Genomic DNA, 23,865 nt, shown 5'->3' with positions numbered 1-23,865 from the left:
GTAGGGGGACCGCGATGGCGGGGGTCGGATTTCAGCTGGCGCGGATGGCGCGGGACGGCGGCGTCGGCGGGATCGCCGGCGCCGCGCTGCATGGTGCGGTCATCAGCGCCGGACCCTGGCTCATCACCGCCGCCGCGATGACGTTGCTGGGCGGCTGGACCGCGCAGCACCTGGACGCCGCCGGCATGCGCATGGTGCAGACCGTGCTGGTCTACGCCTTCAGCCTGTCCGCTTTGGTGGCGGCGCCGATCGGCGTCCTGGCGACCCGGCTGGTCGCGGACCGCCTGTTCGCGCAGGAGCCCGACAGCATCCCCGGCATCGTGGTGGCGGCGCTGGCCGCGGGCGGCGTCCTGGGGCTGGTCGCGGGCCTGATCCTGTTCGTCGAACTGGGGCGGATGCCCGTCCTGCCCGCATTGATCGCCGCGGCGGCGCTGGCGTGGCTGACGCAGGTGTGGATCGCCGCGCCGTTGCTGACCGCGCTGCGCCGCTATCGCGCGGTGCCGGGCGCGTATCTGGGCGGGGCCGCCGCCGCCGGGCTGGCGCTGCTCGCGCTCCGGCCGGGCGATCCGGTGGTGGTGCTGGGAATCGTCACGGCCGGATGCGGCGTCACGCTGGCCGCGGTGATCGTGCTGCTGCGCCGCCATTTCACCGCGCCCGCGATCCTGCCGCGCGCGGACGTGCTGCCGCCGCGGCTGGCGCTGCTGGTCGCGCTGTCGGGGGTCGCGGGGGTGGCGGCGATCTGGGCCGACAAATGGCTGTTGTGGCAGGCGCCCGAAAGCGTCGCGGTGCTGGGGATGCTGCGGCTGAACCCGATCAACGACCTGGGCAGCTTCCTCGGCCTGCTGACGATGGTGCCCGGCCTCACGCTGGTCCTGATCGTCAGCGAGACGCGGTTCGACATCGCGTTCGGCGACGTGATGGCGCGCTGTACCGGCACCTCGACGCTGGACCGGATCGAGGAGGCGCATCGCGACCTCGTCACCACGCTGTTCGCGGGGCTGCGCCTGATCGTGCTGGTACAGGCGATCGTGGCGGCGCTCGCGTGGGTGCTGGCGGTGCCGCTGCTCGACCTAATCGGGGCGGACATCCGCGCGATCTTCGCCTTCCGCCAGACCGCCTTCGGCACGATCTTCCACCTCGTCGCGATCGCGGCGACGGTGGTGCTGGCCTATTACGACCTGTTCGGCCGCATCCTCTTGACCTGGGGCGCCTTCGCGCTGGCCAGCGCGCTGGCGACGCTGGGGCAGTGGGACGCCGGGTTCGCGGCGTTCGGCTGGGGGTACATGTCGGGCGCGATCGTCGGCGCGGCGGTCGGCGTGGCGCTGGCGGGGGAGGCGACCGCCAACCTCGTCTACCTGCTGTTCGTCGGCAACAATCCCGCGGTCGTCGGCGCGGGAGGACGCGTGCTGTGATCGGGCGGCGGGGAGCGATGATGCTGGGGCTGACCGCGATGCTGGGCGTGCGCGGGCAGGCGACCGCGCCCGCCGACTGGCGCTGGGGCGTCGATTACGGGGCGGCCACCGATCCGGTGCTGGCGCGCGCGTGCCGCGTGCTGGTGCTGGAACCCGACCACGCCCGCCCCATCGCGCCCCTGCGCGGGGCGGGCGGCATCCTGCTGGGCTATGTCAGTTTCGGGGAGGTGGAGCGGCAGCGGCCCTATGTCGCCGCGCTCGACGCCGCGGGTGCGCTGCTGGCGCCCAACCCGCACTGGCCCGACGCGCGGATGGCGGACCTGCGCCACCCGGCGTGGCGCGCGGCGGTGGTCGACACGATCGTCCCCGCGATCCTGGCGCAGGGCTTCGACGGAATCTTCATCGATACGCTGGATAATGCGGAGGCGATGGAGACGCGCGATCCGGCGACGATGAAGGGCATGGTGGCGGCGGGCGCGGCGCTGATCGCGGCGGTGCGCGCGCGCTTTCCGGGCATCCGCATCATGCTGAACCGCGGCTATGCCGCGCTGCCGCAGGCGGCGCGACGGATCGACTACGTGCTGGGCGAGGCGATGGCGTCGCGCTGGAACTTCGCGACGAAGCGCTACGACCTGCTGAGCGACGACGACTGGCGGTGGCAGGCGACGCGGCTGCGCGCGGCGCGGGCGGCGAACCCGGCGCTGGAGCTGATGACGCTGGACTATTGGGATCCGGCGGACACGCGACAGGTCGCCGCGCTGTACGCGCGCGAGCGGGCGGCGGGATTCCGCCCCTATGTGTCGACGCTGGCGCTCGATCGCCTGATCGCGGAGCCGCGCGCGTGACGCGCCGCCGCGCCGCCGCCGCGATGCCCTTCGTCGCCGGTCTGGCGCTGCTGGCGGGCGGCTGGTGGCTGCTGCCGGGACAGAGCGAGGTCGCGACCGCGGCGTCGCGCATGGCCGCGCCGGTCTCGGTCCCGGTCCCGCCGCGCGCGCCGGCGGCCCGCGCGCCCGCGCCGCCCGAATTCGCCGCGCTGGTGCGCGATGCCGATGCGACGACGCTGGCGCGCGCGACCGCGCGGCTGCGCGCGCGCGTCTCCACCGCGCAGGTGGCGTGGGACCTGAAGGCCGCGGGGCGCGCCGCGGTCGCGCTGGATTATCTGGCGCTGCGTCCCGACGGCGCGACGCCCGACACGTGGCGGTTGCGCGTCGACCTGATGCACGCGGCGGGTCGCGCGCGCGCGGCGACGGCGTTGCTGGAGGCGGCGGCGACCACGCGCGGGGCGGCCCCGGCGCGGGATATGGTCGAGGCCGCCTATGCCGCGGATCGCGCCGATCTGGTCGCGCGCGCGGTCGCGGGGGGCGTGGTGCCGCTCGACGGCGCGGCGCGGCTCGACCTCGTCCGGCGGATGGAGGCGGCAAAGCGGTTCGACCTGATCGCGGCGATGGACCGCGCGGCGCCCGCCGACTGGCGCGCGCGCGATCCGTGGCTGGCGCTGCGCGTCGCGACGCAGGCGGGGGATCGCGACGCCGCGATGCGCGCGGTGGCGCTGCTGCCCGCGGATCAGCGCGATGCGGCGCGCGAAGGCGTGCTGACCCGCGCGGGCGATCGCGCGGGCCTGCGCGACCTGTGGCGTGCGCAGGCCGCGCGCGCGGGGGCGGATCGCGCGGGGATCGCGGAACGGCTGCTGGCGGCAGGGTTCCGCGACGATGCCCTGGCGGTGCTGCGCGACGCGGCGACCGGCACGCCGGACGGCCCGGCGGCGCAGCGGCTGCTGTACCTGATGGGACCCCGGCCGGCCGGGGGCGACCTTGCGTGGTTGAAGGCGCGCGCGCGCGACGCCGCGTGGCTGGACGCCTATGCGGATCGCGACCGGCCCGCCGCGGCGCTGGCGTTCCTGGCCGCGCACCCGCTGGCGGGGACGACCGACGTGCTGGCGACGCGGATGCGGCTGGCGCGCGCGTCGGGGGACGATCGCGCGGGACGGATCGCGCTCGCCGCGCTGCTGGACGGCCGCGCCCTGGACGATGCGACGTTCCGCCGGATCGCCGCCGCCGTCCCGCGCACGATGCCCGCCGCGCTGACGCAGGAACTGGCGACGCGGCGGATCGCGGCGGGGGTGGCGGGGAAGGGCGAGGTCATGGACCTGGCCTGGGCCGCGTGGAACCGCGGCGACGTGGCGGCGACCGACCGCTGGCTGCGCGCCGCGCTCTCGGCCGATGCGGACGATGCGTCGGCCCTCCGGCTGATGGCGGACGTGCAGGCGAAGCGCGGCGGCGCGAAGGCGGCACGGCCGTGGCTGGAACGCGCGCTCGCCGCCACGCCCGCGCCGACGCGGGAGCGCGCCGAACTGCTGGACCGACTGGGGCGGCGGCAGGAGGCGATGCGGATCGTCGCGGGGCTGCGCGCCGACGCGCCGGACGATCGCGCGCTGGCGGCGATGCAGGCACGGCTGCTGATCGCCGCGGGCCGCCCGGGCGAGGCGCGCGCGGTGCTGGCGCCGTGATCGCCGCTCTCCTCCTGCTGGCCGATGCCACCCCGACGCTGGCGGTCCCGCCCGCGGTATTCGCGGACGCGACGATCAGCGGCGCCGCGCCGACGCTGTCGTGGCCGCGCGGCACGCGACTGTCGGTCGGCGAGGCGGACGGCGAGATCGTGGCACGCTTCGATCGCCCGCTGCCCCCGCGCGCGATCGAGGGGTTCCGCGTCGCGGCGGGGGACGCGCTGGAGGACCTGCGCTGGAACGACGACAGCCTGGTCCTGCGCGCCGCGCCGGGATGGGACATGCGCTGGCGGCGATCGCCCGACACGCTGACCGTCGAGTTCGCGCCGCCCCCCGTGGTGGTGACCGCATCGCCGGAGGATCCCGGCGCGCTGGAGGCGGACGTGGCGCTGGTCGAGGCGGAGGCCGCGGCGGGCTACCCCGGGCGCGCGCGGCGGCGGGCGGCGGCGCTGGCGGCGACGCGGCGCGAGGACCGGCGACTGGCGCGGCTGGCGAGCGACACCGCGCTGGCGGACGGCGACCTGTTCCACGCCGCCGACGGCTATCGCGCCCTGGCGGCGGACGATCCCGTCGCCCGCCGCGCGCTGGCGACCGCGCCGGGGACGGTCGCGGCATCCATCGTCGCCCGCGACGGCGGCGACCTGTCGCAGGTGGAGGCCGGTGCGCGCGCCGACGTGGCGATCGACGCGCGGTGGAGCGTCGGCGCGGGCCTGCGCCATGTCGCGACCCGGATCGCGGACACCGACGATGCGGGCAGCACCGTCGTCGACGCCTCCGTCGGTATCGCGCTGGAGGGCGCGGCGCGCTTGCAGGTATTGCTGTCCTCCGCGATCGACAGCGACGTGACGGGCGGCGGCGCGCGCCTGACCGCCGGGTCGGCGGAGGCGCAGCTGCGCGCGATCGTCGTATTCCACATGCCCGACTTCTCGACCGGGGTGCAGGCGCTGCGCGGCGGTCACCTGTCGCGCGCGGGCGCGGGGGGCACGTACCGCCTGTCGCCCGACTGGGTGGTGCAGGCGGACACCGGATGGAACCGCTACGGCCTGGACGGCGCGAACGACGCCGCCGACACGATCGTGCTGGCGGGCGGGGTCGATTACCTGCTGCGGCGCGGCTCGCCCTCGGTCGGCATCGGCTACCGGGTGGAGGCCGAATACGTCCGCCGGCTGGCGCGCGACGCGCTCGGGGTCGCGCTGATCCCGCTGGCGACACGCGAGAACCACACGGTGCAGGGCGTCGTCAGCGGGTCGATGGGCGCGGTGCAGCTGACGGGGCAGGCGGGCTATACCGTCGACCGTTTCGGCGGCGACGGGCCGACCGCGGGGATCGGCGTCAACGCGCCCATCGGGGACGGCTGGCGCATCGACGGCGGCGGCGGCGTCACGTCGGTGTCGCGCCCGGGGTTCAGCGGCACGCAGGTGTACGGCCGTGCGCAGGTGACGCGCGGACTGGGCCGCGGGCGATGACCGCGCGGACGAAGGCCCGGATCGCCCTGGAAACCGCGGCGCTGTTCGCGCTGCTGGTGGTGCTGGACCGGACGCTGGCGGGGGGGCAGGCGTTCGCCGCGGTGCAGCCCAATCCGCTGTGGCTGCCCGTCCTGATCCTCGCCACCGCCTACGGCACCGGTGCGGGCGTCGTCGCCGCCGCCCTTGCCAGCGCCTATTGGTTTCTCGGCGCGCGCGGGTCGGTGCACGAGTCCGACTATCTCGATCGCCTGCTCCACCTGTCGCTCCACCCGCTGATGTGGTTCGTCGCCGCGGGCGTGCTGGGGGAGACGACGCTGGCGCGCGCGCGGCGGACGTCGTGGCTGCGGCGCCGCGCCGACGGCGCGCAACGCGACGTGCGGCGGCTGGGCGAGGTGGTGGGCGACCTGTCCGCGACCAACCGCGCGTTGCAGGTCCGCCTCGCCACCGAGCAGGGGGACGTGGGCCATATCGTCGCGCTGGCCACCGGCCTCGCCGCGGTCGATCCGGCGCAGCGGCGCGAGGCGATCTGCGCGCTGGTGGCGCAGGCGGCGGGCTCGACCGACTTCACCTGCTACCTGACCGCCGCGGACGGGCGCGCGCGCGCGTGGCTGCGCGGCGCGAGCGCGGGCGCCCGGCCGGAGGCGCTGGCGGAGCCGCTGGCGACGCTGATCCGCAAGCGCGGCAGGATCATGCACGTCGGCCGCCGCGCCGATCGCGTGCCGTTGCAGGGCGTCGGCGTCGCCGCGCTGCCGTTGCGGCGCGACGGGTCGGACGAGGCGATCGGGATGCTCGTCTTCCACGACCTGCCGTTCCGCGCGCTCGACACGTTCGGGCTGGCGGGGCTGGTACAGATCGGCGCGTGGCTGTCGCCCCTGCTGGCCGACGCGCCGCGGGTGGCGTCGCGCGGCGGCGGGGTCGGACTGGTCGCATGACGCGGGCGCCGGTCGTGCTGGCGGTCCTGGACGCCGCCTTGCTGGCGCTCGTCCCCGGCTGGCCGCACGTCGCGGCGGCGATGCACCTGCTGCTGACGCTGGCCGCGGTGGTCGTCTGGCTGCGCGACGACGCGCCGGGCATGGCGGTCGCGGTGGCGGTGCCGCTGGGGCCGGTCGCGATGCTGCTCGCGCGGATGACCGCGCGGTCCGCGCGCGGTCCGGGGATGCTGCCGCTGCTGCCGACGCGGCCCGATCCGCGGGCGATGGGCGATGTCGGGCGGCTGCTCGACGGCCGCATCCGGCACAGCGCGCCGGAGGCGCTGGGCTCGCTCGCCGCGATCCTGCGCCACGGCGACATATCCAGCCGGCGCTCCGCGCTGGAGGCGGTGGTGCGGTCGTTCGAGCCTGCCCTGTCCCCGCTGGTCCTGCTGGCGCTCAGCGACCGCGACCAGACGATCCGGGCGCTGGCGGCGGCGGCGGCGGCGCGGATCACGCAGAATTTCATGGCCGCGCGCGAGCGGCTGGAGGCGGCGGGCGACCTCCCCGCGCTGACCGCGCTGCTGGCGGAACATGCGCGCGCCAACGTCCTGCTGTCGGAAACCCAGCGCGCGCAACTGCACGCCGACGTGATCGCGCTGCTGCCGCCCGGGCGCGACGACGATCTGCGCGCGGAGGCGGCATGGGCGGCGCGCGACTATGCCGCGCTGGACGAGATCGCGGCGCACGCACCGGCGCCGGCGCGCTGGCACGACTGGTGGCGTGCCGAACCGGCATGACCGACGATGCGGAAGCCGACGTCTGCCTGATCGTCGAAGGGGCCTATCCCTTCGTCGTGGGGGGCGTGTCGGCGTGGTTGCAGGACCTGATGGTCAACCTGCCCGACGTGCGCTTCGCGATCGTGGCGATCAAGGCGGATGCGGAGGCGCAGGACTATCGCCTGACCCCGCCCCCCAACGTCGTGTCGGTGACGGAGGTGGCGCTGGCCCCCGATACGCAGATGCCGCGCCGGATCGGCGACGCGGAGGCCGCCTCGATCGCGGAGGCGCTGGTCGTGTTCCTCGGCGGCGGCGGGGTCGCGCCGCTCCATGCCCTGATCGACCGCGTCGGCGCGATCCGGGGCATGCCGCGCGCGGGCGACATCATGGCGCATCCGGCGGTGTTCGCGCGGCTCAAGCGATTCTATCGCGCGATGCTGCCGACCGCGTCCTTCCACCATTATTTCTGGGCGATGCGCGTGTTGCTGGGCGGCCTGCTCGCGGTGCTGACCGCGCCGTTGCCGCGCGCGCGCGTCTATCACACCATCTCCACCGGGTTCGCCGGGCTGATGGCGGCGCGCGCGGCGCGGCAGACGGGGCGCCCCGCCTTCATCACCGAACACGGCATCTACCTGCTGGAACGCCAGATCGAGGTGATGATGGCCGACTGGATCGGGGACCAGGTCGATACCGGGCTGGAACTGGACCGCAGCGTGCGCGACCTGCGCGACCTGTGGGTGCGCGCCTTCACCAGCTACGCGGGCGCCTGCTACGACGCCTGCGATCCGATCGTGGCGCTGTACGGGGAGAATAACGCGGTGCAGCGGCGGCTGGGCGCGCGGGCGGAGCGGGTGCGCGCGATCCCCAACGGCATCGATGCGACGCGGTTCGACGGCTTGCAGGACCTGCGCGATCCGGCGCGCCCGCTGGTGGCGCTGCTGGGCCGCGTGGTGCCGATCAAGGACGTGAAGACCTTCGTCCGCGCCGCCGCGCTGGTCCATGCGCAGCGTCCCGACGTGCGCTTCGCCCTGCTGGGGCCGGAGGACGAGGATGCGGACTATGCCGCCGAATGCTACGCGCTGGTCGCGCAACTCGGGATCGGCGACGTTTTCTCGTTCGAGGGGCGCGTGCGGATCGACGAATGGCTGCCGCGCGTCGACCTGCTGGTGCTGACCAGCCTGTCGGAGGCACAGCCGCTGGTGATCCTGGAAGGGGGCGCGTGCGGCATCCCCGTGGTCGCCCCCGACGTCGGCAGCTGCCGCGAGATGATCGAGGGCCGCGGCGGCGCGGACAGCGCGCACGGCGGGATCGTCACCCCGCTGGTCAACCCCGTCGCCACCGCCGCCGCGATCCTGCGCATCGTCGACGAGGACGGGCTGCGCGACCGGATGGGGCAGGCGATGCGCGCGCGCGTCCTGCGCGATTACGATCACGGCACGATCATCGGCGCCTATCGCGACATCTACCGCGCGCTGTCGCGGGCCTGACGCCGCCCGCTTCCGCCCGTCAATCCGGCAGGTCGACGTGGAACACCGCGCCGCCGCCCCCCGGCGGCTCGACCGCGATCGTCCCGCCGTGCGCCTCCACGATCGCCTTCACGATGGCCAGGCCCAGGCCCGTGCCCGGGATGCCGATCCGCGACGGGGTCGATCCGCGCGCGAAGCGGGTGAACAATTGTTCGCGAAGCTCGTCCGGGATGCCCGCGCCCTCGTCCGCCACCGTCAGGCGCCATCCGGTCGCGGCGCGGCGCAGGCGGACCGTCACCGCGCCGCCCTCGGGCGAGAATTTCACCGCGTTGGACAACAGGTTGCCGACGACCTGGAGCAGCCGGTCGGGGTCGACGTCGGCGTGATGATCCACCCCCAGCCCGTCGTCGTCGACCAGCAGCGTCACCGTCACGTCGTGGCGTTGCGCCATCGGGCGGTTCTGCACGATCGCATCGGCCAGCAGCAGCGACAGGTCGGTCGGCCGGCGGGCGAGGTTCAGCCCGTGCGCCTCCGCGCGGTCGAGGTCGAGCAGGTCGCCGACCAGACCCAGCAGCCGCCGCCCGTTGCGCAGCGCGATGTCGATCAACGTCGCATTCTCTTCCGACACGCCGCCCTGCGGACCGACGTCCAGCAGCGTCAGCGCGCCGAGGATGGAGGTCAGCGGGGTACGCAGTTCGTGGCTGACGTTCGACACCAGTTCGTCGCGGAAGCGCGCGATGCGGTAATCGTCGGTCACGTCGCGGAACAGCCACACCCGCCCGGTCAGTTCCGGCTCGCTGACCCAGCGACTGTCGACCGCGAAATGGCGGCCGCCGCGGTCGATCGCGAACGTCAGCGACGCCATCGGATCGCGCGCCAGCGCCGCGGCCTGGCCGTCGCCGTCCTGCTGTACCAGCAGCGCCAGCGCCGCCGCGATCGTCCGTGCCGATCGCACGCCGGGCGCGATGCCCAGCAGTTGGCGCGCGCCGTCGTTCACGAACACCTCGATCGTCCCCCCGTCGACGAACGCCAGCGGAGAGGGGAGGCCGTCGATCAGCGCGGCCAGCCGGCGCGAGGCGTCCGCGCGCAGCGAGATGCGGTCGCGGTCCAGCAGGCGGGACATCAACTGCCCCCATCGCGCCAGCGAGGGTGGGGCGATCGCCTTCCCGCCCGTCCCCGCCAGGACCAGGTGCAGCGCGCGTTCCCCCACCGGCACCGCGGCGAAATGCGCCGGGTGGTCGCCCAGGATCGCGGTCCATTCGGCCGGCACGCGCCGCGTGGAGGCATCGAATGCGACCGGATGCGCGGTCAGCAGGCCGGGCGGCACGCGAAGGCCGGTGCCGACGCGCAGCCGCGGGGGGCACGACGCCTCCACCCGCGGCTTGCCGTCGCCTCCCGACACCAGCAGCGCCAGCCCCCCCGGCACCGTATCCGCCAGCAGTTGCAGCGTCAGCGGGACCGACGGGTCGTCGACGGGAGGGGGGAGGGGGTCCGCGCGGCCGATCTTCTTCATCCTGCGACGCTCTCCCGTGCGTCCGCGCAACCGGTCCGCGGACGAGTCGGGACCGCGGTCGACGGTCGCGTCGGACCGCCGCGACGTACCACCTTTTTTGCGTCGGAATAACACCTTGGTCTAAGTCCGCGGGCAGGGTGCCCCCGCCGCAGCCTTTGCTTAACCTCGATCACGCTTGCTGACCGCCTGACCAAGCGGAGGGTGACGACGGTGCGCAAGGGGACGAAGGCGACGGGCACGGGCGGGGGGATCACGTCCCTTGCCGCGCTGTGCGTCGCGCTCGTCGTCGCGCCCGCGGCGGCCGCGCCCACGCCCGCCGGGACGACGATCCGCAACGTGGCGACGCTGGACCTCGGCACGCGCACGATCGCCAGCAACGAGGTCGCGCTGACGGTGGCGCGGCTGATCGACGTCGCGGTCGTGGCGGTCGTGCCGCGGGCGCCGATCGTGGACGTACGCGCCGACGTCGCTTTCGACGTGCGCAACCCGGGCAATGCGGAACAGCGCATCCTGCTCGTCGCGACCGTGCCCGGGGATGCGACGGCGGCGATATCGGTCGACGGGTCGCCGGTCGATGCGATCGTCCTGGCGCCGGGCGAGGAGCGCCGCGTCGTCGTGACGGTCGGCGGGCTGGACCGTGGCGCGGGCGACGTGGCGGTATCGCTCGGCGGCACCGCGGCGGAGGGGCATGGCGCACCGGGCAGCGTAATCGGCGATCCGGCCGCGGGCGCGATCGCCGGGCCGGGCGGCGCCGCCGCGATCGCCACGACCGTCCTGACCGCCGCCGGCGGGGCGTCCGCCGGACCGGTCCTGTCGAAGACGCAATCCGTACTCGCCCCCGACGGCTCGGCGCGCGTCATGCCGGGCGCGACGATCACCTACCGGCTGGAGGCGCGTTTCGACGCGCCGACGCCCGCGGTCGCGATCGACGACCGCATCCCCCTCGGCACGACCTTCGTCCCCGGCAGCATCACGCTGGACGGCGCGGCGCAGGCGGATGCCGCGCGCTTCGACGGCACCGGCGTCCACGTCGCGCTCGGCGATGTCGCAGGCGCCGCGGTCCACGTCGTCCAGTTCAAGGTGAATATCCAGTGAGGAGGCCCCCCATGTTCCGTTTCCTTCCCGTCGCGGCGCTCGCGCTGCCTGCCCTGGCGCAGGCGGGCGGGCCGTTGCAGGTGGTGTCGCAGGTGCTGGTGGGGGCGCGTTCGCGCGCCGCCGACGGCACGACGCGCGTCGCGCTGGTGCCCGCGCGCCGCGTGGTGCCGGGCGACCGCGTGACGTTCGTCCTGGCCTATCGCAACACCGGGGCGCAGCCGGTCGCGAACGTCGCCTTCGACAATCCGGTCCCCGCCGGCCTCGCCTATCGCGCGCCCGCGGCGGGCACGCCCGCGCCGGACGTGTCGGTCGACGGCCGCACCTTCGCCGCGCTGCCCGCCCTGCGCGTCGGCGCGCGCGCCGCGACCGTCGACGACGTCCGCCACGTCCGCTGGCGCCTCGATCGCCCGATCCCCGCCGGTGCCTCCGGCAAGCTCGCGTTCCAGGCGGTGCTCCGGTGAGCCCCCGCCCCCCCCTCCACAGCAAGGAAACACGTCCCATGTTCGCTCGACACGCGCTCGTCGCGCTGATGGCCGGCGCCGCGTCCGGCGGCCTGGCCGGCCAGGCGCAGGCCCAGACCGCCGCGTTGCAGACGACCGCCGGCACCGTCATCAACAACACCGCGTCGGTGACCTACAGCGTCAACGGCACGGCGCAGTCGACCAATTCCAGCACCGCGACGTTCGTGGTCGACCGGAAGGTCAACTTCACCGTCGTGACCGATCAGGTCGGCTTCACGCAGGTGAACCTGGGGCAGCAGAATGCGGTGACGACGTTCAAGGTCACGAACATGACCAACGGCGCGCAGGATTTCCTGCTCGATCCCGATCAGCAGTCGATCGCGCTGGGCATCCTTCCCGGCACCGACAATTTCGACGTCGCCAACCTGCGCGCGTTCGTCGACAGCAACGGCAACGGCACCTACGACGTCGGCGTCGATACGCAGACGTATATCGACGAACTGGCCCCCGACGCCTCGGCCACCGTCTTCCTCGTCGGCAACGTGCCGTCGACGCCCGGCGCCACGCTGGCGTTCGATTCGCTGCACGTGATCGTCGCGGCGGGCGGGACCGCGGGGACGCAGGGAAGCGCGCTCGTCGCCACCGACCTGAACCTGGGCAACGCCGACAATACCGTCGACGTCGTGTTCGCGGACGACGACAGCGACGGTACGCTGTACCTGGGCGATATCGCGCGCAACGGACAGGGGCGCGCCTATTCCGGGTATGAGATCGGCACGCACAACGTCGCTTTGTCGGTCGCCAAGTCGGCGAAGGTCCTGTCGGACGGCGTCAATCTCGCCAATTTCAAGGCGATCCCGGGCGCGACGGTCGAATATTGCCTGCGCGTGGCGAACGGCACGCTGACCGCGGCGGCGGACGGCGTGACGCTGGCCGACGTGGTGCCCGCGCACACCACCTACGTCCCCGGATCGATCACGATCGGGACGCCGGGCGTATTGGGCATCGCCTGCGTCGTCGCCGGATCGACCGAGGACGACGACGCCGACGACGGCGCGGAGACGGACGGCGGCATCGCGAACTTCGACCTGTCGAGCCGCACCGTCACCGCGCGCATCGATCGCGTCGGCGGCGGCGGCGCGACCGCGGTCGCGTTCAAGGTGACGATCGACTAGCGGCCCCGACCGCCCCTCACCCCTTCATGGAGCGACAGACGCCGGCGCGCGGGGCATCAGCCCCGGCGCGCCGGCGACAGACCCGGCATGCGCATCGTTCGTCCCCTCCTGCTCGCCCTGACGGGGCTGCTCGCGACCGCCGCGCTCGCGGCGGCGCAGGACGGCGCGCGCATCGTCAATACCGCGACGCTGACCTACGGTCTGGGCGGCGGGGGTACGGGTGGCGGGGCTACGGGTGGCGGGGGCACGTCCGGCGGCGGCGGCGGCACCGCCACGGTCGTATCGTCCAATACCGTCGCGCTGACGGTCGACCGGACGAAGCGTCCGACCTCGCTCAGCTTCCGCCTGCCCCCCGTCGGATACCAGATGACGGGCACGAAGTGCGAGACGACGCCCGCCTTCCGCTACACCCCCGCCCCGATCGACGAGGCGACGTTCGCGGCGACCGCCCCCACGGGGCAGGTGAACCCGCGGCTGGCGTTCATCCTCGTCCTCGACAACCAGGGCGGCAACCACGATCCGCTGGTCCGCGAACAGTCGACCGTGACGGTGGCGACCACGTCGTTCAACCTGTCGCTGCCGCTGATGGAAACCGGCCCCGACACCGGCGTGTTCGCAGGCGGCATCCCCGCCGCGGGCACCAATCCGCAGAACGCCGCCTGCGATGCCCGGCTCCAGCGCGGCGCGCGCCTGAAACTGTCGTTCACCGAGGATGCGTTCAGCCTGTCGTCGCAGATCGACGTGCTGGTCGATCCGGCGGGCTACGTCTACGATTCGGCGACCGGCGCTTTGGTCGACGGCGCCACCGTCACGCTGCTCGACGATCAGGGCCGCCCCGCGACGGTGTTCGGCACCGACGGCGTCAGCCGCTATCCCTCCACCGTGGTCAGCGGCGCGACCGTGCGCGACGCCAGCGGGCGGACGTACGTGGCGTCGCAGGGTTATTACGAATTCCCGCTGATCGCGCCGGGCCGCTACCATCTGCGCATCGACCCGCCCTCGGGCTATACCGCGCCGTCGACCCGCCCGCCCGCCGAACTGGCCGCGCTGCGCGATCCCAGGGGGCAATCGTACATCGTCAACCCGGCGTCGTTCGGCGCCCCGTTCGACGTGGGGAACGAGGCCTTCTACACCGACATCCCGCTCGACCGGATCGGCGAGACGCGCCTGCTGCTGACGAAGACCGCGTCGGTGCGGGAGGCGTCGCCGGGCGACCTTGTGCAATATCGCGTGACGCTGACCAACCGCGGCGACGCGGCGGCGCGCAACGTTCGGATCACCGACATCCTGCCGCGCGGCCTGCGGTACGAGCGCGGGTCCGAACGCGGCGTCGCGGCGCCGCAGATCGCGGCCGACGGACGCACGCTGGCGTTCGTGGTGCCGGAAGTGGCGCCGCGCGCGACGCTGGACCTGCGCTACGTCGTGTCGGTCGCCCCCGGCGCCCCGCCGGGGGAGGCGGTCAACCGCGTCCTGGCCTCCGGCGCCGACGGCGCCACGGGGAACGAGGCGGCGGCGTCGGTGCGGCTGCGTCCGCTGCTGACCACCGACGGCTTCACCGTCGTCGGCCGCGTGACGGAGGGGCGGTGCGGCGATCCGCCCGCGCGCCGCCGCGGCGTGGCCGATATCCGCATCCTGCTGGAGGACGGCACCTACGTCGTCACCGACAAGGACGGCCTGTATCATATCGAGGGCGTCCGCCCGGGCCGTCACGTGGTGCAGCTGGACCGGGGCACGATCCCCGCCACGCTGGACCCGGTGGCATGCGACGACGACACGCGCTCGGCGGGCAACGACCTGTCGCGCTTCGTCGAAAGCGACGGCGGACTGATGAAGCGGGTCGACTTCCTGCTGCGCCCCAACGGCCGGAAAGCGGCGCCGGACATCGTCGCGGCCAGCGACGACGGCGTCGCCGCGGGCCGGCGCGACTGGTTCGCGGGGCAGGCGCCCGGCGTCGCGATGCTGTTCCCGCTGGCGGACCACAATCCGCGCGCGCCCGCGATCCGCGTCGTCGTGAAGCATCTGCCCGGACAGCGCGTCGCCCTGACCGTGAACGGCGTGCAGAGCGACCCGATCGACTTCGATTCCACCGATACCGGCCCCGACGACCGCGTCGCCATCTCGCGCTGGAGCGGCATTCCGCTGGTGGAGGGCGACAACCGCCTGTCCGCGCGCGTGCTGGCGGCGGACGGATCGGTCGTGGCGACGATCGACCGCATCGTCCATTCGTCCGGCGCGGCGGCGCAGGCCACGTATCTGGCCGATGCCAGCCGGCTGGTCGCGGACGGCGTGACGCGCCCGTTGATCGCGATCCGCCTGACCGATCGCGCGGGCCGTCCCGTGCGCGCGGGGACGGTCGTCCCGGTCGAGGTCGCCGCCCCCCATGCCGCCGCCACCGACGTCGCGCTGGACCAGGTCCGCGCCGCCACCGGCACCGCGGGCGGCGCGGTCGCGCGCGTCGTGGGCGACGACGGCGTCGCCTTGCTGGCGCTACAGCCCTCGGCGCAGGCAGGGGCGGTCCGCGTCGCGGTCACGCTCGCGCAGGAGCGGGGCGCGCATCGCGTCGACCTGCGCGCATGGCTCGCGCCGATGGCGAAGGCGTGGACGGTCGTCGGCTTCGGTTCCGGCACCTTCGGCTACGACGTCCTCAACAAGCACGGCCGCTCGCTGCCGTGGTATTCCAAGGGGAAGGTGGTCACCGACGGGCAGCTTGCCTTGTATGCCAAGGGGCGGGTGAAGGGCGCGTGGCTGGCCACGATCGCGTATGACAGCGACCGGGAGCGCGACCGTACGCGCGGCCTGCTCGGCACGATCGATCCCGACCGCTATTACACCGTGTACGGCGACCGTACGCAGCAGGGCTACGACGCCGCGACGTCGCGCAAACTGTACCTGCGGCTGGAACGGCCCGAGCTGGTCGCGCTGTTCGGCGACTACGAAACCGGCTTCACCGATACGCAGCTGGGCCGTTACAATCGCACGCTGAACGGCGCGAAGGTGGCGTATCAGGGGCGCAGCGTCACCGTCACCGCCTTCGCCGCGGACACCGACGATCGCTACGCGCGCGATGAGATCCAGGGCAACGGCCTGTCCGGCCCGTATCGCCTGTCCGCGCGTGGCGTGGTGCCCAACAGCGACAAGCTGCGCATCGAGGTCCGCGACCGGCTGCGCTCCGAACTGGTGGTGTCGTCCACCGCGATGGTCCGCCACATCGACTACGACATCGATCCCGAGATGGGCACGATCCGCTTCCGCGAACCGGTGCTGAGCCGCGATGCGAGCCGCAATCCGGTCTTCATCGTCGTCGATTACGAAACCTACGGCGATGCGCGCCGCCGCGTCGCGGGCGCGCGCGCCGCCACCCGCACCGCCGACGGGCGCGCGGAGGTCGGCGTCACCGCGCTGCACGACAAGGCGCTGTCGAACGCCACGCTGATCGCGGTCGATGCGCGCGCGCAGCTGACGCGCACGACGCTGGTCCGCGCGGAGGCCGCCACCGGCGGCCGCCGCGGCCTCGACGCCGGGCAGGCGTGGATGGTGGAGGCGGAGCATCATGGCCCCGCGATCGACGTCCTGGCCTATGCGCGGCAGCAGGATACCGGCTTCGGCGTGGGGCAGCAGAACATCGTCGAGGCGGGCAGCCGCAAGCTGGGCCTCGACGGCCGCGTCGCGCTGACCGACCGGCTGGCGCTGACGGGCACGGCGTGGCGGCAGGACCAGTTCCTGACCGGCGCGACCCGCACCGCCGCCGACGTGCGCGCCGAATGGCGCCGCGGCAACGGCACCGCCTTCGTCGGCGCGCAGCTGGCGTCGGATCGCGGCATCGACGGGCAGGATCGCGATTCGCGCCTGCTGACGCTGGGGGGGACGCAGGCGCTGCTGGGCGGCCGGCTGACGATCGGCGGACAGACGCAGGTCGCGCCGGGCGGGAACAAGGACAGCATCGATTTCCCGATACGGCACCAGGTCACCGCCGCCTGGCGCGTCCGCCCCGACGTGCGCCTGCTGGCGGGGTACGAGATCGCGGACGGCCGCGGCTTCACAACGCAGACCGCGCAGCTGGGCTTCGACGTCGCGCCGTGGTCGGGCGCGAAGCTGTCCAGCTCGCTGAACCAGCAGGCGGTGGCGAGCGAGAACGCCGGGCGCACCTTCGCGCAATACGGCCTGACGCAGTCGATCCCGCTGGGCGCGCGCTGGACGATCGACGCGACGCTGGACGCCGCCGACACGCTGCGCGGTCGCCTGCCCGACGGCGCGCGCGTGAACGCCTTCCAGCCGGTCACCGCGGGCAATACGCAGACGCAGGGCGGCGGCACCGACGATTTCGCCGCGATCACGCTGGGCGCGAACTATCGCTCGGGACAGTGGAACTGGAACGGCCGCGTCGAGATGCGGCAGAGCGCGAGCGGGGACCGCTTCGGCGTGACCAGCAACCTGCTGCGCAGCGTGGGGCAGGGGCGCACGATCGCCTCCTCGCTGCGCTGGTTCCGCGTCGACCAGCCGTCGGGCGCGACCGCCGCCTATGCCAGCGCGGACGTGTCGATCGCGTGGCGCCCGCTGAACAGCAACTGGTCGCTGCTGAACCGCGTGCAGTTGCGCGACGAACGCGCCGGTGCCGGCTTCACGGGCGGCAACGTGCTGGGCGTGCCGTCCTATGGCGCCGGGACCCTGGGCGGCGCGCAGGCCAGCTTCCGCATCGTCGGCAACACGGCGGTCAATTATCGCAGCGATCCGGGCCGCGGCTGGGACGCGACGGTCTATTACGGCGCGAAATGGGTGCGCGGCACGTTCGGCACCGATGCGTACGACGGCTATATCGACGCGATCGGCGTCGACATCCGCCGCGACCTGTCGCGCCGCCTCGACATCGGGGTGCAGGGGTCGGTGCAGCACGCCTGGACGCGCGGCACGATCGCCTACGCCTTCGGCCCGACCGTCGGCGTCTCCCCCGCGACCGACGTGTGGGTGACCGCGGGCTACAATTTCTCCGGCTATCGCGACCGCGATTTCGAGGAGGACCGCTACACCCGCGCCGGTCCGTTCGTGACGATGCGGCTGAAATTCGACCAGCGCGGCATCGCCGCGACGGCGCGGCGGCTGGGGGTGGCGCGGTGAGGCGGCTGCTCGCCATCGCGGCGCTGCTCGCGCCCGCCGCCGCCGCCGCGGACCCGCTGACCGTGACGAAGACCGTGTCGGTCGTGTCCGACCCGCTCGGCAACGCCAACCCGCGCTCGATCCCCGGCGCGGCGGCGGACTATCGCACCCGCGCGACCAATCCGCTGGCCAACATCTTCAAGCCGGTGACCGGTATCCGGCTGGAGGAGCCGCTGGCCGCGAACCTGATCCTGTACGTCGGCGATCTGGCGGGGGCGGGCAAGGGCCCGGTCGAGTTCCTGGACGGCAGCCTGCTGGGCCTGGGACTGGGCAGCAGCACCCTCAGCTACGGCTATGTCGCGCTGACCGCGGCGGGCGATGCGCTGGAATTCTCGGACGGCACCGGCTGGGGCTACCAACCCGTCGCCGACGCCGCGGGCTATGATGCGAAGGTGCGGTCGGTGCGCGTCACCCTGTCCGGCACCTTCGCCACGAACACGTCGTTCCAGCTGCGCTATCGCGCCAAGATCCGGTGAAGGGAAAGCCCATGTCCGCCCTGCCTGCGATGCTGCCGGCCGTCATCGCCGCCCCTCCCGTTCAGGCGCCCCTTCCCGCGCCCGCCGCGGGCGACATCGTGCACGACCGCCGCAGCGGGCCGCGCGCGCGCACGCATTTCGCGATCGGAAAGCTGACCGTCGACGGATGCGAGCATGTCTGCATCGTGCGCAACCAGTCGGCGCAGGGGGTCGGCATCGAAATGGACTGCCCGCCCGCGGCGGGGACGCGCGTCGGGATCGAGGCGCGGTCGCTGCTGGCGGCCGACGCGACGGTGATCTGGTCGCACGACGGCATGGCCGGGCTGCGGCTCGACGCGCCGCTCGTGCCCCCGCCCGCGGACCTGCGCCCGCGCAGCCCGCGATTCGCCGTCGCGCGCAGCGCCAGCCTGATCGTGGAGGATCGCGTGCGCGATGTCCCCCTTCGGGACATCTCCCTCGGCGGGGTCAGGCTCGGCGGTCATGTGCCGTCGGGTATGGGAACGCTGGTCGTGCTGCTACTGGGACCGTATTCGCTTCCCGGGCGTATCTGCTGGCACGCGGCGGGCATGTCGGGCGTCCGCTTCACGCGCCCGCTCGCCGCAAGTGAATTGGCAGCGATCCTGGCGTGGGTAGATCGTCCTTCCCCCTGAGCCTGCGTCGCGTGACGGAGTGACATGATGAGCTATCCCCGCCTGATGCGCCAGCATGCCACGATCGAGGCGCTGGCCGCGGACCTGCTGCACATCGTGCAGGGCCCGCGCTGCCCGGAGGCGGCGGGGGCGACGTTGCGCCGGCTGGCGATGCTGATCCGCGATCATCATGCGGAGGAGGAGCGGATCCTGTCCACGACCGCCGATCTGGCCGCGCGCGACCGGTACGATCAGGCCGCGACGGCGGCGATGCGCGACGTCGTGGCGCAGAACGAGGATTGGGGCGCCTTCGTCTATCGATGGTGCCCCGGCGCGATCGCGGCGGACTGGCCCGGCTTCGCCCGCGCGGCGCAGGCGATGGTGGCGGACATGCATCGCCGCCACGCGCGCGAGATCGACATCCTCTACTCGCTCGGCGTGCATTACGGGGTATTGGAAACCGCCGAATGACGCGGTCCCCGCGCGCGGTTCAGGCCGCGGGCGCCATCATCGGGAAAAGCACGCTCTCCTCATACGCCATCCGCTGGCGCAGCCGCCGCGACAGCAGGCGCGCCGACACGCGATAGGCGATCCATTCGGCGTGGATCCGCGCCAGCGTCCATTTCGTCATATGCTCGCCCAGGTCGGCGTCCAGCGTCCGGTCCAGGCCGTTGTACAGCGCCGGGCCGCGCGGCTGCGACGTGATCTTCGGATACGCGGTCCGCTCGAACGCCAGATGCACTGAAAGCTCCCGCGCCAGCGACCAGCGCAGGCGCGAGAACCCTGCGTCCACCGGCGGCGCGGCGGCGAGCAGATAGGCCTCCAGCCCGGTCAGGATCGCGCGGACGCGGTCGTGGTCGGCGCGATGGCGATCGAGGGTGCTGGTTTCCATGTCACGACTAGGGACGCGGGACGGTTGACGAGACCTTTCCGCCCGCGTCGCCGGCGCCGTCCTTGCTACCATCGTCGGACGTCGGCAGCGCATTGGCCGCCGCCAGCCGCGTGCGCACCAGATCGGCCAGGTGCAGGGGATCGAACGGCTTCACGATCACCCCGATCGCGCCGTGCGCGCGATAGGCGTCCATGTCGCTCTCCCGCGCCCGCGCGGTGACGAAGATGACGGGCACGTCGCGCGTCCGCGGCGCCGCGCGCAACGCATCGGCGAGGGCCAGGCCCCCCATCCCCGGCATCATCACGTCGGCCAGCACCACGTCGGGCGACGCATCGCCCTCGATCCGCGCCAGCGCCTCCTCCGCCGACGCGGCGAAGTGCGCCGTGACGGCCGGATCGCGACGCAGCGACAGGGCGACGATCTGCCGGATATCCGGATCGTCGTCGACGTACAGGACCTTCAGCGCATTCACGGCGTGGCCGCGTCCTCGGTCCGCAGCAACGGTCCCGCCGCCAGCAGCGCCTGCGACCGGTTGGTCACGCCCAGCTTGCGGAACACCGTGGTCAGATGCGCCTTCACCGTCGCTTCCGCGATGTCCAGGTCGTGCGCGATCTGCTTGTTCGACCGTCCGTCGGCCAGCGCCAGCAGCACCGCATATTGCGCCTTCGACAGCTTTCCGATGCGGTCCCGCGCCGCGGCGATCAGCGGATCGGCGCCGACCCCGTCGGGAAAGTGGGTGCGGCCGCCCGCGATCGCGCGCAACGCCGCGGCGATATCGTCCAGCGACTGGCTCTTCAGCACGAACCCCGCCGCGCCCAGCGCCTTCGCCGCCTCGATCAGGTTCGCGCGCTCGTGCGCGGTCACGATCACGATCGGCGTCGTCGGCGCCAGTTGCTGCAACCGCAGCATCCCGGCGTAGCCGTGCGAATCGGGCAGCGCGAAATCCAGCAGGATGAGGCGGTACGGCCCCCGCCGCTCGATCAATCCCGCCGCGTCCGCGACCGAGCCCGCGGCATCCACCTGCGCCCCGACCACCGCCGCCCTCGCCGCGAGCGACAGACCTTCCCGCGTCAGCGGATGGTCGTCCGTCACCAATATGCGCAGTGCCGCCAAGAAGAGCCCCCCCTTGCAACCTTTGGCTGTATCCTCAATCGCTTGCCGGGATATATCAAGCGATAGCGAAATTCAAACCGGGTGTGATGGTTATTGATCCATGTTGGAAGTTATGTCGTCCCTCGTCGTTCTGACAACCGATCCGGCGCTTGAAACACTGTTGCGGGGGGCGTTCGCGCCCGCGTGGACGATGACGTCCGGCCCCGACATCCCGTCGCGCCGCGCGGACCTGTTCGTGGTCGGCGCCGACCGCGTCGGATCGATCGCGCGGCTTCGTTCCGCGGGCGGGGCGATCGGTCGCGGCGCGATCGTGGTCGTGGGCGACCCGGCGGGGGACGACGCCGCGATCGACGATCGCCTGCCGCATCCGCCGACACGGGACGATATCGTCGCGCTGGCGGCGCGGTGGACCCCGCCGGCCACGCCCGCGCTCGACCGGCTGTCGGCGGCGTTCGGGCGGGCGGAGGTCGTCGGGCTCGCGACCGGGCTGTGCGTGCAGCTGGACGCCGCGGTCGCGGCGCTGGCGCGGGGGCAGGACGTCGACGCCGCGCACCGGCTGGCGGGACTGTCGGGGATGCTGGGCTTCGCGCACCTGGGCGGGCGATGGGCGGCTTTGTCCGACGGCGAAGCGGTCGACCGTCGCGCGCTGCACGTCGCCACGCGGCAGGCCGTCGTCGCGCTCGACCGTTTCGTGGAACGCGCGCGCTAGAGGTGCCGCTTGTCCAGCTTGCGCGCCAGCGTGCGGCGGTGGAGGCCCAGGCGGCGCGCGGCCTCGGATATGTTGAAATCGGTGTCGACCAGCGTCTGGTGGATATGCTCCCATTCCAGCGTCCGGATCGATGTCGGCCGCGCCGCCAGGTCGGTCGCCACGTCCCCCTCCACGCGGTCGAACGCGGCCTCGATATCGTCGGTGTTCGCGGGTTTCGTCAGGTAGTTGGTGGCGCCCAGCTTGATCGCCTCGACCGCGGTCGCGATGCTGGCGAAACCGGTCAGCACCAGGATGCGGATGTCCGCGTCCATGTCGTGCAGCGCGCGGATCGCGGCGAGGCCCGACGCCCCGCCCAGCCGCAGGTCGACCAGCGCGCGCGTCGGCGCGAAGGCGCGCGCGGCGTCCTCCAGCCCGTCCAGGTCGTGCCGCACCGCCACCGCATAGCCGCGCCGTTCGAACGACCGCGCCAGCGTGCGCGCCAGCACGACGTCGTCCTCCACGATCAGCAGCCGGTGATCGCTCATCGGTCGTCCTCCAGCGCGAGGGCCTCGCGCGGCAACCGCAATAGCACCTCCGCCCCGCCGCCCCCACCACCGGTCGCGCGGTTGCGCACCTCCAGCGCGCCGCCCAGCGTCCGCAACACGTTGCTGGCCAGGAACAGGCCCAGGCCCGCGCCGCGCCGATCCTTGGTCGTGCGATAGGGGCGGCCGACCCCCGCCAGGATATGAGCGGGAAAGCCGTGCCCGTCGTCGGCGACCGCGATGACGAGGTCGTCGTCCTCCGCCGATACCGTCAGGACGATCCGCGTCGCGCCCGCCTCCGCCGCATTGTCGAGCAGGTTCAGCACCGCCTGTCCCAGCGCGCGGTCCGCCACGATCGGCATCGCGCCGCCGATCCGATCCTCGATCGCGATCGCGTCGCGCGCCGTCGCGGTGGCGACGATGCCCGCCAGGAAGCGGGCGAGGGTGGTGCGCTCCGGCGCCTCGCCCGTCACCTCGCCCGCCGCGAACAGGATGCCCGCGACGATATGCTTGCACCGCGCGACCTCCGCCTGCATCTCCGCGACCTCCGCCGCCAGCGCGGGATGATCGCGCACGGCCGGATCGCTGCGCCAGTCGCCCAGCACGATCGACAGCGACGCCAGCGGCGTGCCCAGCTCGTGCGCGGCGCCGCTGGCCAGCAGGCCCATGCGCACGATCTGCTCCTCCTCGCCCGCACGCTGGCGCAGCGCGGCGAGGCCCGCGTCGCGATCGCGCAGGTTCCGCGCGATCCGCGTCGTGAACAGGACCAGCAGCACGGCGGCCAATGCGTAGTTGAACCACGTCGCCAGCAGGTGCGGCGGCGACAGGCTGCTCGCGATCCCCTCGGGCAGTGCCAGCGGAGGGGCCAGCAGCGCCAGCGCGGCGAAGGCGAATGCGGTGATCGCGACCAGCAGCCAGCTGGCCCATGCCTCCAGCAGCACCGCGCCCAGCACGACCTGCAACAGGTACAGCGACACGAACGGGTTCGTCGCACCCCCGCTCAGGTACAATTGCACCGTCAGGCACGCGACATCGACCAGCAACGTGGCCAGCAGCGCCGCATGCGTCGTCGGCCAGCGCCGCCGCGTCAGCAGCGCCGCGACGTTGACCAGCACCAGCAAAGCCAGCGTCGCGAGCATCGGCACCAGCGGCAGCGCGACGTCCAGCAGGAAGCGCACCGCGAGGATCGTCGCCAGCTGCCCCGCCACCGCCAGCCAGCGCAATTGCACCAGCAGCAGCAGGTTGCGCCGCGTCGCCTCCTCGCCCGCAGGGATACGCTGCGTCATGCGTGCCGCCCCCGCACCGCGCGGATGGTGAGGAACGCGACGAGGCCCGCGAGCGCGAACCACGTCACGGCGTAGACGAGGTGGTTGTCCGGGAAGCGCACGACGGTCATCCCCCCGCGCGGCCAGCCGCGGCCGCTGCGGTCGGCGTCGATGAAATAGGGCGCGACCCGGCCGACCCCGCGCCGCGCCGCGATCGCGGCGGTGTCGCGCGAATACCAGCGCTCCGCGGCGGGATCGTTGTCGCGCAGGAAGCCGCCCTTTGGCTCGGAAATGCGCAGGAGGCCGGTTACCGCCCGAAGCCCTCTCCCCT

At 73.4% G+C, this 23,865-nt stretch carries 22 protein-coding genes; 15 read left to right on the top strand and 7 right to left on the bottom strand.

What is annotated here, in order from left to right:
* Positions 1-14 precede the first annotated feature (14 nt).
* The 7 genes from pelG to pelF are packed head-to-tail and all read left to right on the top strand — an operon-like array spanning position 15 to position 8,555.
* Positions 15-1,412 (top strand): exopolysaccharide Pel transporter PelG, encoded by a 1,398-nt coding sequence (gene pelG / locus ASG29_RS15320; RefSeq protein ID WP_055986273.1) that lies wholly within the window; start codon positions 15-17, stop codon positions 1,410-1,412.
* Positions 1,409-2,257 (top strand): endo alpha-1,4 polygalactosaminidase, encoded by an 849-nt coding sequence (locus ASG29_RS15315; protein WP_055986268.1) that lies wholly within the window; start codon positions 1,409-1,411, stop codon positions 2,255-2,257. Before pelG ends, ASG29_RS15315 begins: the two co-directional genes overlap by 4 nt.
* Entirely contained in the window at positions 2,254-3,918 is a 1,665-nt protein-coding gene (locus tag ASG29_RS15310) for a hypothetical protein (RefSeq protein WP_055986266.1), read from the top strand. Before ASG29_RS15315 ends, ASG29_RS15310 begins: the two co-directional genes overlap by 4 nt.
* Complete coding sequence (locus tag ASG29_RS15305; protein ID WP_055986263.1) at positions 3,915-5,381, top strand: hypothetical protein; 1,467 nt, start codon at positions 3,915-3,917, stop codon at positions 5,379-5,381. The genes ASG29_RS15310 and ASG29_RS15305 overlap by 4 nt, the downstream gene beginning before the upstream one ends.
* The gene (locus ASG29_RS15300) at positions 5,378-6,313 is read left to right on the top strand and encodes a hypothetical protein (RefSeq protein WP_055986258.1); all 936 of its coding nucleotides are present in this window, start codon (positions 5,378-5,380) and stop codon (positions 6,311-6,313) included. Before ASG29_RS15305 ends, ASG29_RS15300 begins: the two co-directional genes overlap by 4 nt.
* Positions 6,310-7,089 (top strand): hypothetical protein, encoded by a 780-nt coding sequence (locus ASG29_RS15295; RefSeq protein ID WP_055986255.1) that lies wholly within the window; start codon positions 6,310-6,312, stop codon positions 7,087-7,089. Before ASG29_RS15300 ends, ASG29_RS15295 begins: the two co-directional genes overlap by 4 nt.
* Positions 7,086-8,555 (top strand): GT4 family glycosyltransferase PelF, encoded by a 1,470-nt coding sequence (pelF, locus tag ASG29_RS15290; RefSeq protein WP_055986252.1) that lies wholly within the window; start codon positions 7,086-7,088, stop codon positions 8,553-8,555. The genes ASG29_RS15295 and pelF overlap by 4 nt, the downstream gene beginning before the upstream one ends.
* Positions 8,556-8,574: 19 nt before the next feature.
* On the opposite strand, the gene ASG29_RS15285 is transcribed toward pelF, so the two are convergent.
* Entirely contained in the window at positions 8,575-10,047 is a 1,473-nt protein-coding gene (locus ASG29_RS15285; RefSeq protein ID WP_055986249.1) for a PAS domain-containing sensor histidine kinase, read from the bottom strand.
* Between the two features lie 210 nt (positions 10,048-10,257).
* Between ASG29_RS15285 and ASG29_RS15280 the strand changes: the two genes are divergently transcribed.
* From ASG29_RS15280 to ASG29_RS15250, 7 genes are all read left to right on the top strand, one after another.
* Complete coding sequence (locus tag ASG29_RS15280; RefSeq protein WP_162242989.1) at positions 10,258-11,142, top strand: hypothetical protein; 885 nt, start codon at positions 10,258-10,260, stop codon at positions 11,140-11,142.
* Positions 11,143-11,153: 11 nt separating this feature from the next.
* Positions 11,154-11,603 carry a DUF11 domain-containing protein gene (locus ASG29_RS15275; RefSeq protein ID WP_055986244.1) on the top strand — a complete coding sequence of 150 codons (450 nt, stop codon included), beginning with the start codon at positions 11,154-11,156 and terminating at the stop codon, positions 11,601-11,603.
* A 38-nt stretch (positions 11,604-11,641) separates the two neighbouring features.
* Positions 11,642-12,778 carry a hypothetical protein gene (locus ASG29_RS15270; RefSeq protein WP_235532953.1) on the top strand — a complete coding sequence of 379 codons (1,137 nt, stop codon included), beginning with the start codon at positions 11,642-11,644 and terminating at the stop codon, positions 12,776-12,778.
* Positions 12,779-12,865: 87 nt separating this feature from the next.
* A complete protein-coding gene (locus ASG29_RS15265; protein ID WP_055986238.1) occupies positions 12,866-17,890 on the top strand; it encodes a DUF11 domain-containing protein in 5,025 nt (1,674 codons plus the stop codon).
* Entirely contained in the window at positions 17,887-18,405 is a 519-nt protein-coding gene (locus ASG29_RS15260; RefSeq protein WP_055986235.1) for a hypothetical protein, read from the top strand. The genes ASG29_RS15265 and ASG29_RS15260 overlap by 4 nt, the downstream gene beginning before the upstream one ends.
* Positions 18,406-18,416: 11 nt before the next feature.
* Positions 18,417-19,055, top strand: coding sequence for a PilZ domain-containing protein (locus ASG29_RS15255; RefSeq protein ID WP_055986232.1), 639 nt, complete (start codon positions 18,417-18,419; stop codon positions 19,053-19,055).
* A gap of 24 nt (positions 19,056-19,079) precedes the next feature.
* Positions 19,080-19,505, top strand: a complete 426-nt coding sequence (locus ASG29_RS15250) for a hypothetical protein (protein ID WP_156458084.1) — start codon at positions 19,080-19,082, stop codon at positions 19,503-19,505.
* Between the two features lie 19 nt (positions 19,506-19,524).
* Here ASG29_RS15250 and ASG29_RS15245 read toward each other — a convergent pair whose 3' ends face one another.
* From ASG29_RS15245 to ASG29_RS15235, 3 genes are read right to left on the bottom strand one after another with little or no spacing between them, the layout of a single operon-like run.
* The gene (locus tag ASG29_RS15245) at positions 19,525-19,926 is read right to left on the bottom strand and encodes a hemerythrin domain-containing protein (RefSeq protein WP_055986226.1); all 402 of its coding nucleotides are present in this window, start codon (positions 19,924-19,926) and stop codon (positions 19,525-19,527) included.
* A gap of 7 nt (positions 19,927-19,933) precedes the next feature.
* Complete coding sequence (locus tag ASG29_RS15240; RefSeq protein ID WP_082516192.1) at positions 19,934-20,398, bottom strand: response regulator; 465 nt, start codon at positions 20,396-20,398, stop codon at positions 19,934-19,936.
* Positions 20,395-21,039: a response regulator gene (locus tag ASG29_RS15235; RefSeq protein ID WP_055986223.1), complete on the bottom strand. Its 645-nt coding sequence runs from the start codon at positions 21,037-21,039 to the stop codon at positions 20,395-20,397. The genes ASG29_RS15240 and ASG29_RS15235 overlap by 4 nt, the downstream gene beginning before the upstream one ends.
* Before the next feature lie 190 nt (positions 21,040-21,229).
* Here ASG29_RS15235 and ASG29_RS15230 point away from each other — a divergent pair, with 190 nt between their 5' ends.
* On the top strand, positions 21,230-21,748 hold the full coding sequence (locus ASG29_RS15230) for a hypothetical protein (RefSeq protein WP_055986221.1): 519 nt from the start codon (positions 21,230-21,232) through the stop codon (positions 21,746-21,748).
* Here ASG29_RS15230 and ASG29_RS15225 read toward each other — a convergent pair.
* From ASG29_RS15225 to ASG29_RS16505, 3 genes are all read right to left on the bottom strand, one after another.
* A complete protein-coding gene (locus ASG29_RS15225) occupies positions 21,745-22,272 on the bottom strand; it encodes a response regulator transcription factor (protein ID WP_055986217.1) in 528 nt (175 codons plus the stop codon). The two genes, ASG29_RS15230 and ASG29_RS15225, sit on opposite strands and share 4 nt — an antisense overlap.
* On the bottom strand, positions 22,269-23,555 hold the full coding sequence (locus ASG29_RS15220) for an ATP-binding protein (RefSeq protein WP_055986215.1): 1,287 nt from the start codon (positions 23,553-23,555) through the stop codon (positions 22,269-22,271). Before ASG29_RS15220 ends, ASG29_RS15225 begins: the two co-directional genes overlap by 4 nt.
* The coding region (locus ASG29_RS16505) for an SURF1 family protein (RefSeq protein WP_321163203.1) at positions 23,552-23,865 on the bottom strand (314 nt) is incomplete at its 5' end. The genes ASG29_RS16505 and ASG29_RS15220, both read right to left, overlap by 4 nt.

Origin of the sequence: Sphingomonas sp. Leaf412, from assembly GCF_001425405.1 — a bacterium.
Taxonomy (GTDB): Bacteria; Pseudomonadota; Alphaproteobacteria; order Sphingomonadales; family Sphingomonadaceae; genus Sphingomonas.
Note: the sequence above shows the minus strand (reverse complement) of the source record. Positions and strands in the feature narration are given on the sequence as shown.

Bases quoted from the DNA above. Each gene is read 5' to 3' on its own strand.
- ASG29_RS15230 (WP_055986221.1), top strand. From the start codon at position 21,230: ATGACGTCCGGCCCCGACATCCCGTCGCGCCGCGCGGACCTGTTCGTG.
- ASG29_RS15275 (WP_055986244.1), top strand. From the start codon at position 11,154: ATGTTCCGTTTCCTTCCCGTCGCGGCGCTCGCGCTGCCTGCCCTGGCG.
- ASG29_RS15270 (WP_235532953.1), top strand. From the start codon at position 11,642: ATGTTCGCTCGACACGCGCTCGTCGCGCTGATGGCCGGCGCCGCGTCC.
- ASG29_RS15250 (WP_156458084.1), top strand. From the start codon at position 19,080: ATGATGAGCTATCCCCGCCTGATGCGCCAGCATGCCACGATCGAGGCG.
- ASG29_RS15300 (WP_055986258.1), top strand. From the start codon at position 5,378: ATGACCGCGCGGACGAAGGCCCGGATCGCCCTGGAAACCGCGGCGCTG.
- pelG (WP_055986273.1), top strand. From the start codon at position 15: ATGGCGGGGGTCGGATTTCAGCTGGCGCGGATGGCGCGGGACGGCGGC.
- ASG29_RS15225 (WP_055986217.1), bottom strand. From the start codon at position 22,272: ATGAGCGATCACCGGCTGCTGATCGTGGAGGACGACGTCGTGCTGGCG.
- ASG29_RS15220 (WP_055986215.1), bottom strand. From the start codon at position 23,555: ATGACGCAGCGTATCCCTGCGGGCGAGGAGGCGACGCGGCGCAACCTG.
- ASG29_RS15285 (WP_055986249.1), bottom strand. From the start codon at position 10,047: ATGAAGAAGATCGGCCGCGCGGACCCCCTCCCCCCTCCCGTCGACGAC.
- pelF (WP_055986252.1), top strand. From the start codon at position 7,086: ATGACCGACGATGCGGAAGCCGACGTCTGCCTGATCGTCGAAGGGGCC.
- ASG29_RS15265 (WP_055986238.1), top strand. From the start codon at position 12,866: ATGCGCATCGTTCGTCCCCTCCTGCTCGCCCTGACGGGGCTGCTCGCG.
- ASG29_RS15255 (WP_055986232.1), top strand. From the start codon at position 18,417: ATGTCCGCCCTGCCTGCGATGCTGCCGGCCGTCATCGCCGCCCCTCCC.
- ASG29_RS15245 (WP_055986226.1), bottom strand. From the start codon at position 19,926: ATGGAAACCAGCACCCTCGATCGCCATCGCGCCGACCACGACCGCGTC.
- ASG29_RS15295 (WP_055986255.1), top strand. From the start codon at position 6,310: ATGACGCGGGCGCCGGTCGTGCTGGCGGTCCTGGACGCCGCCTTGCTG.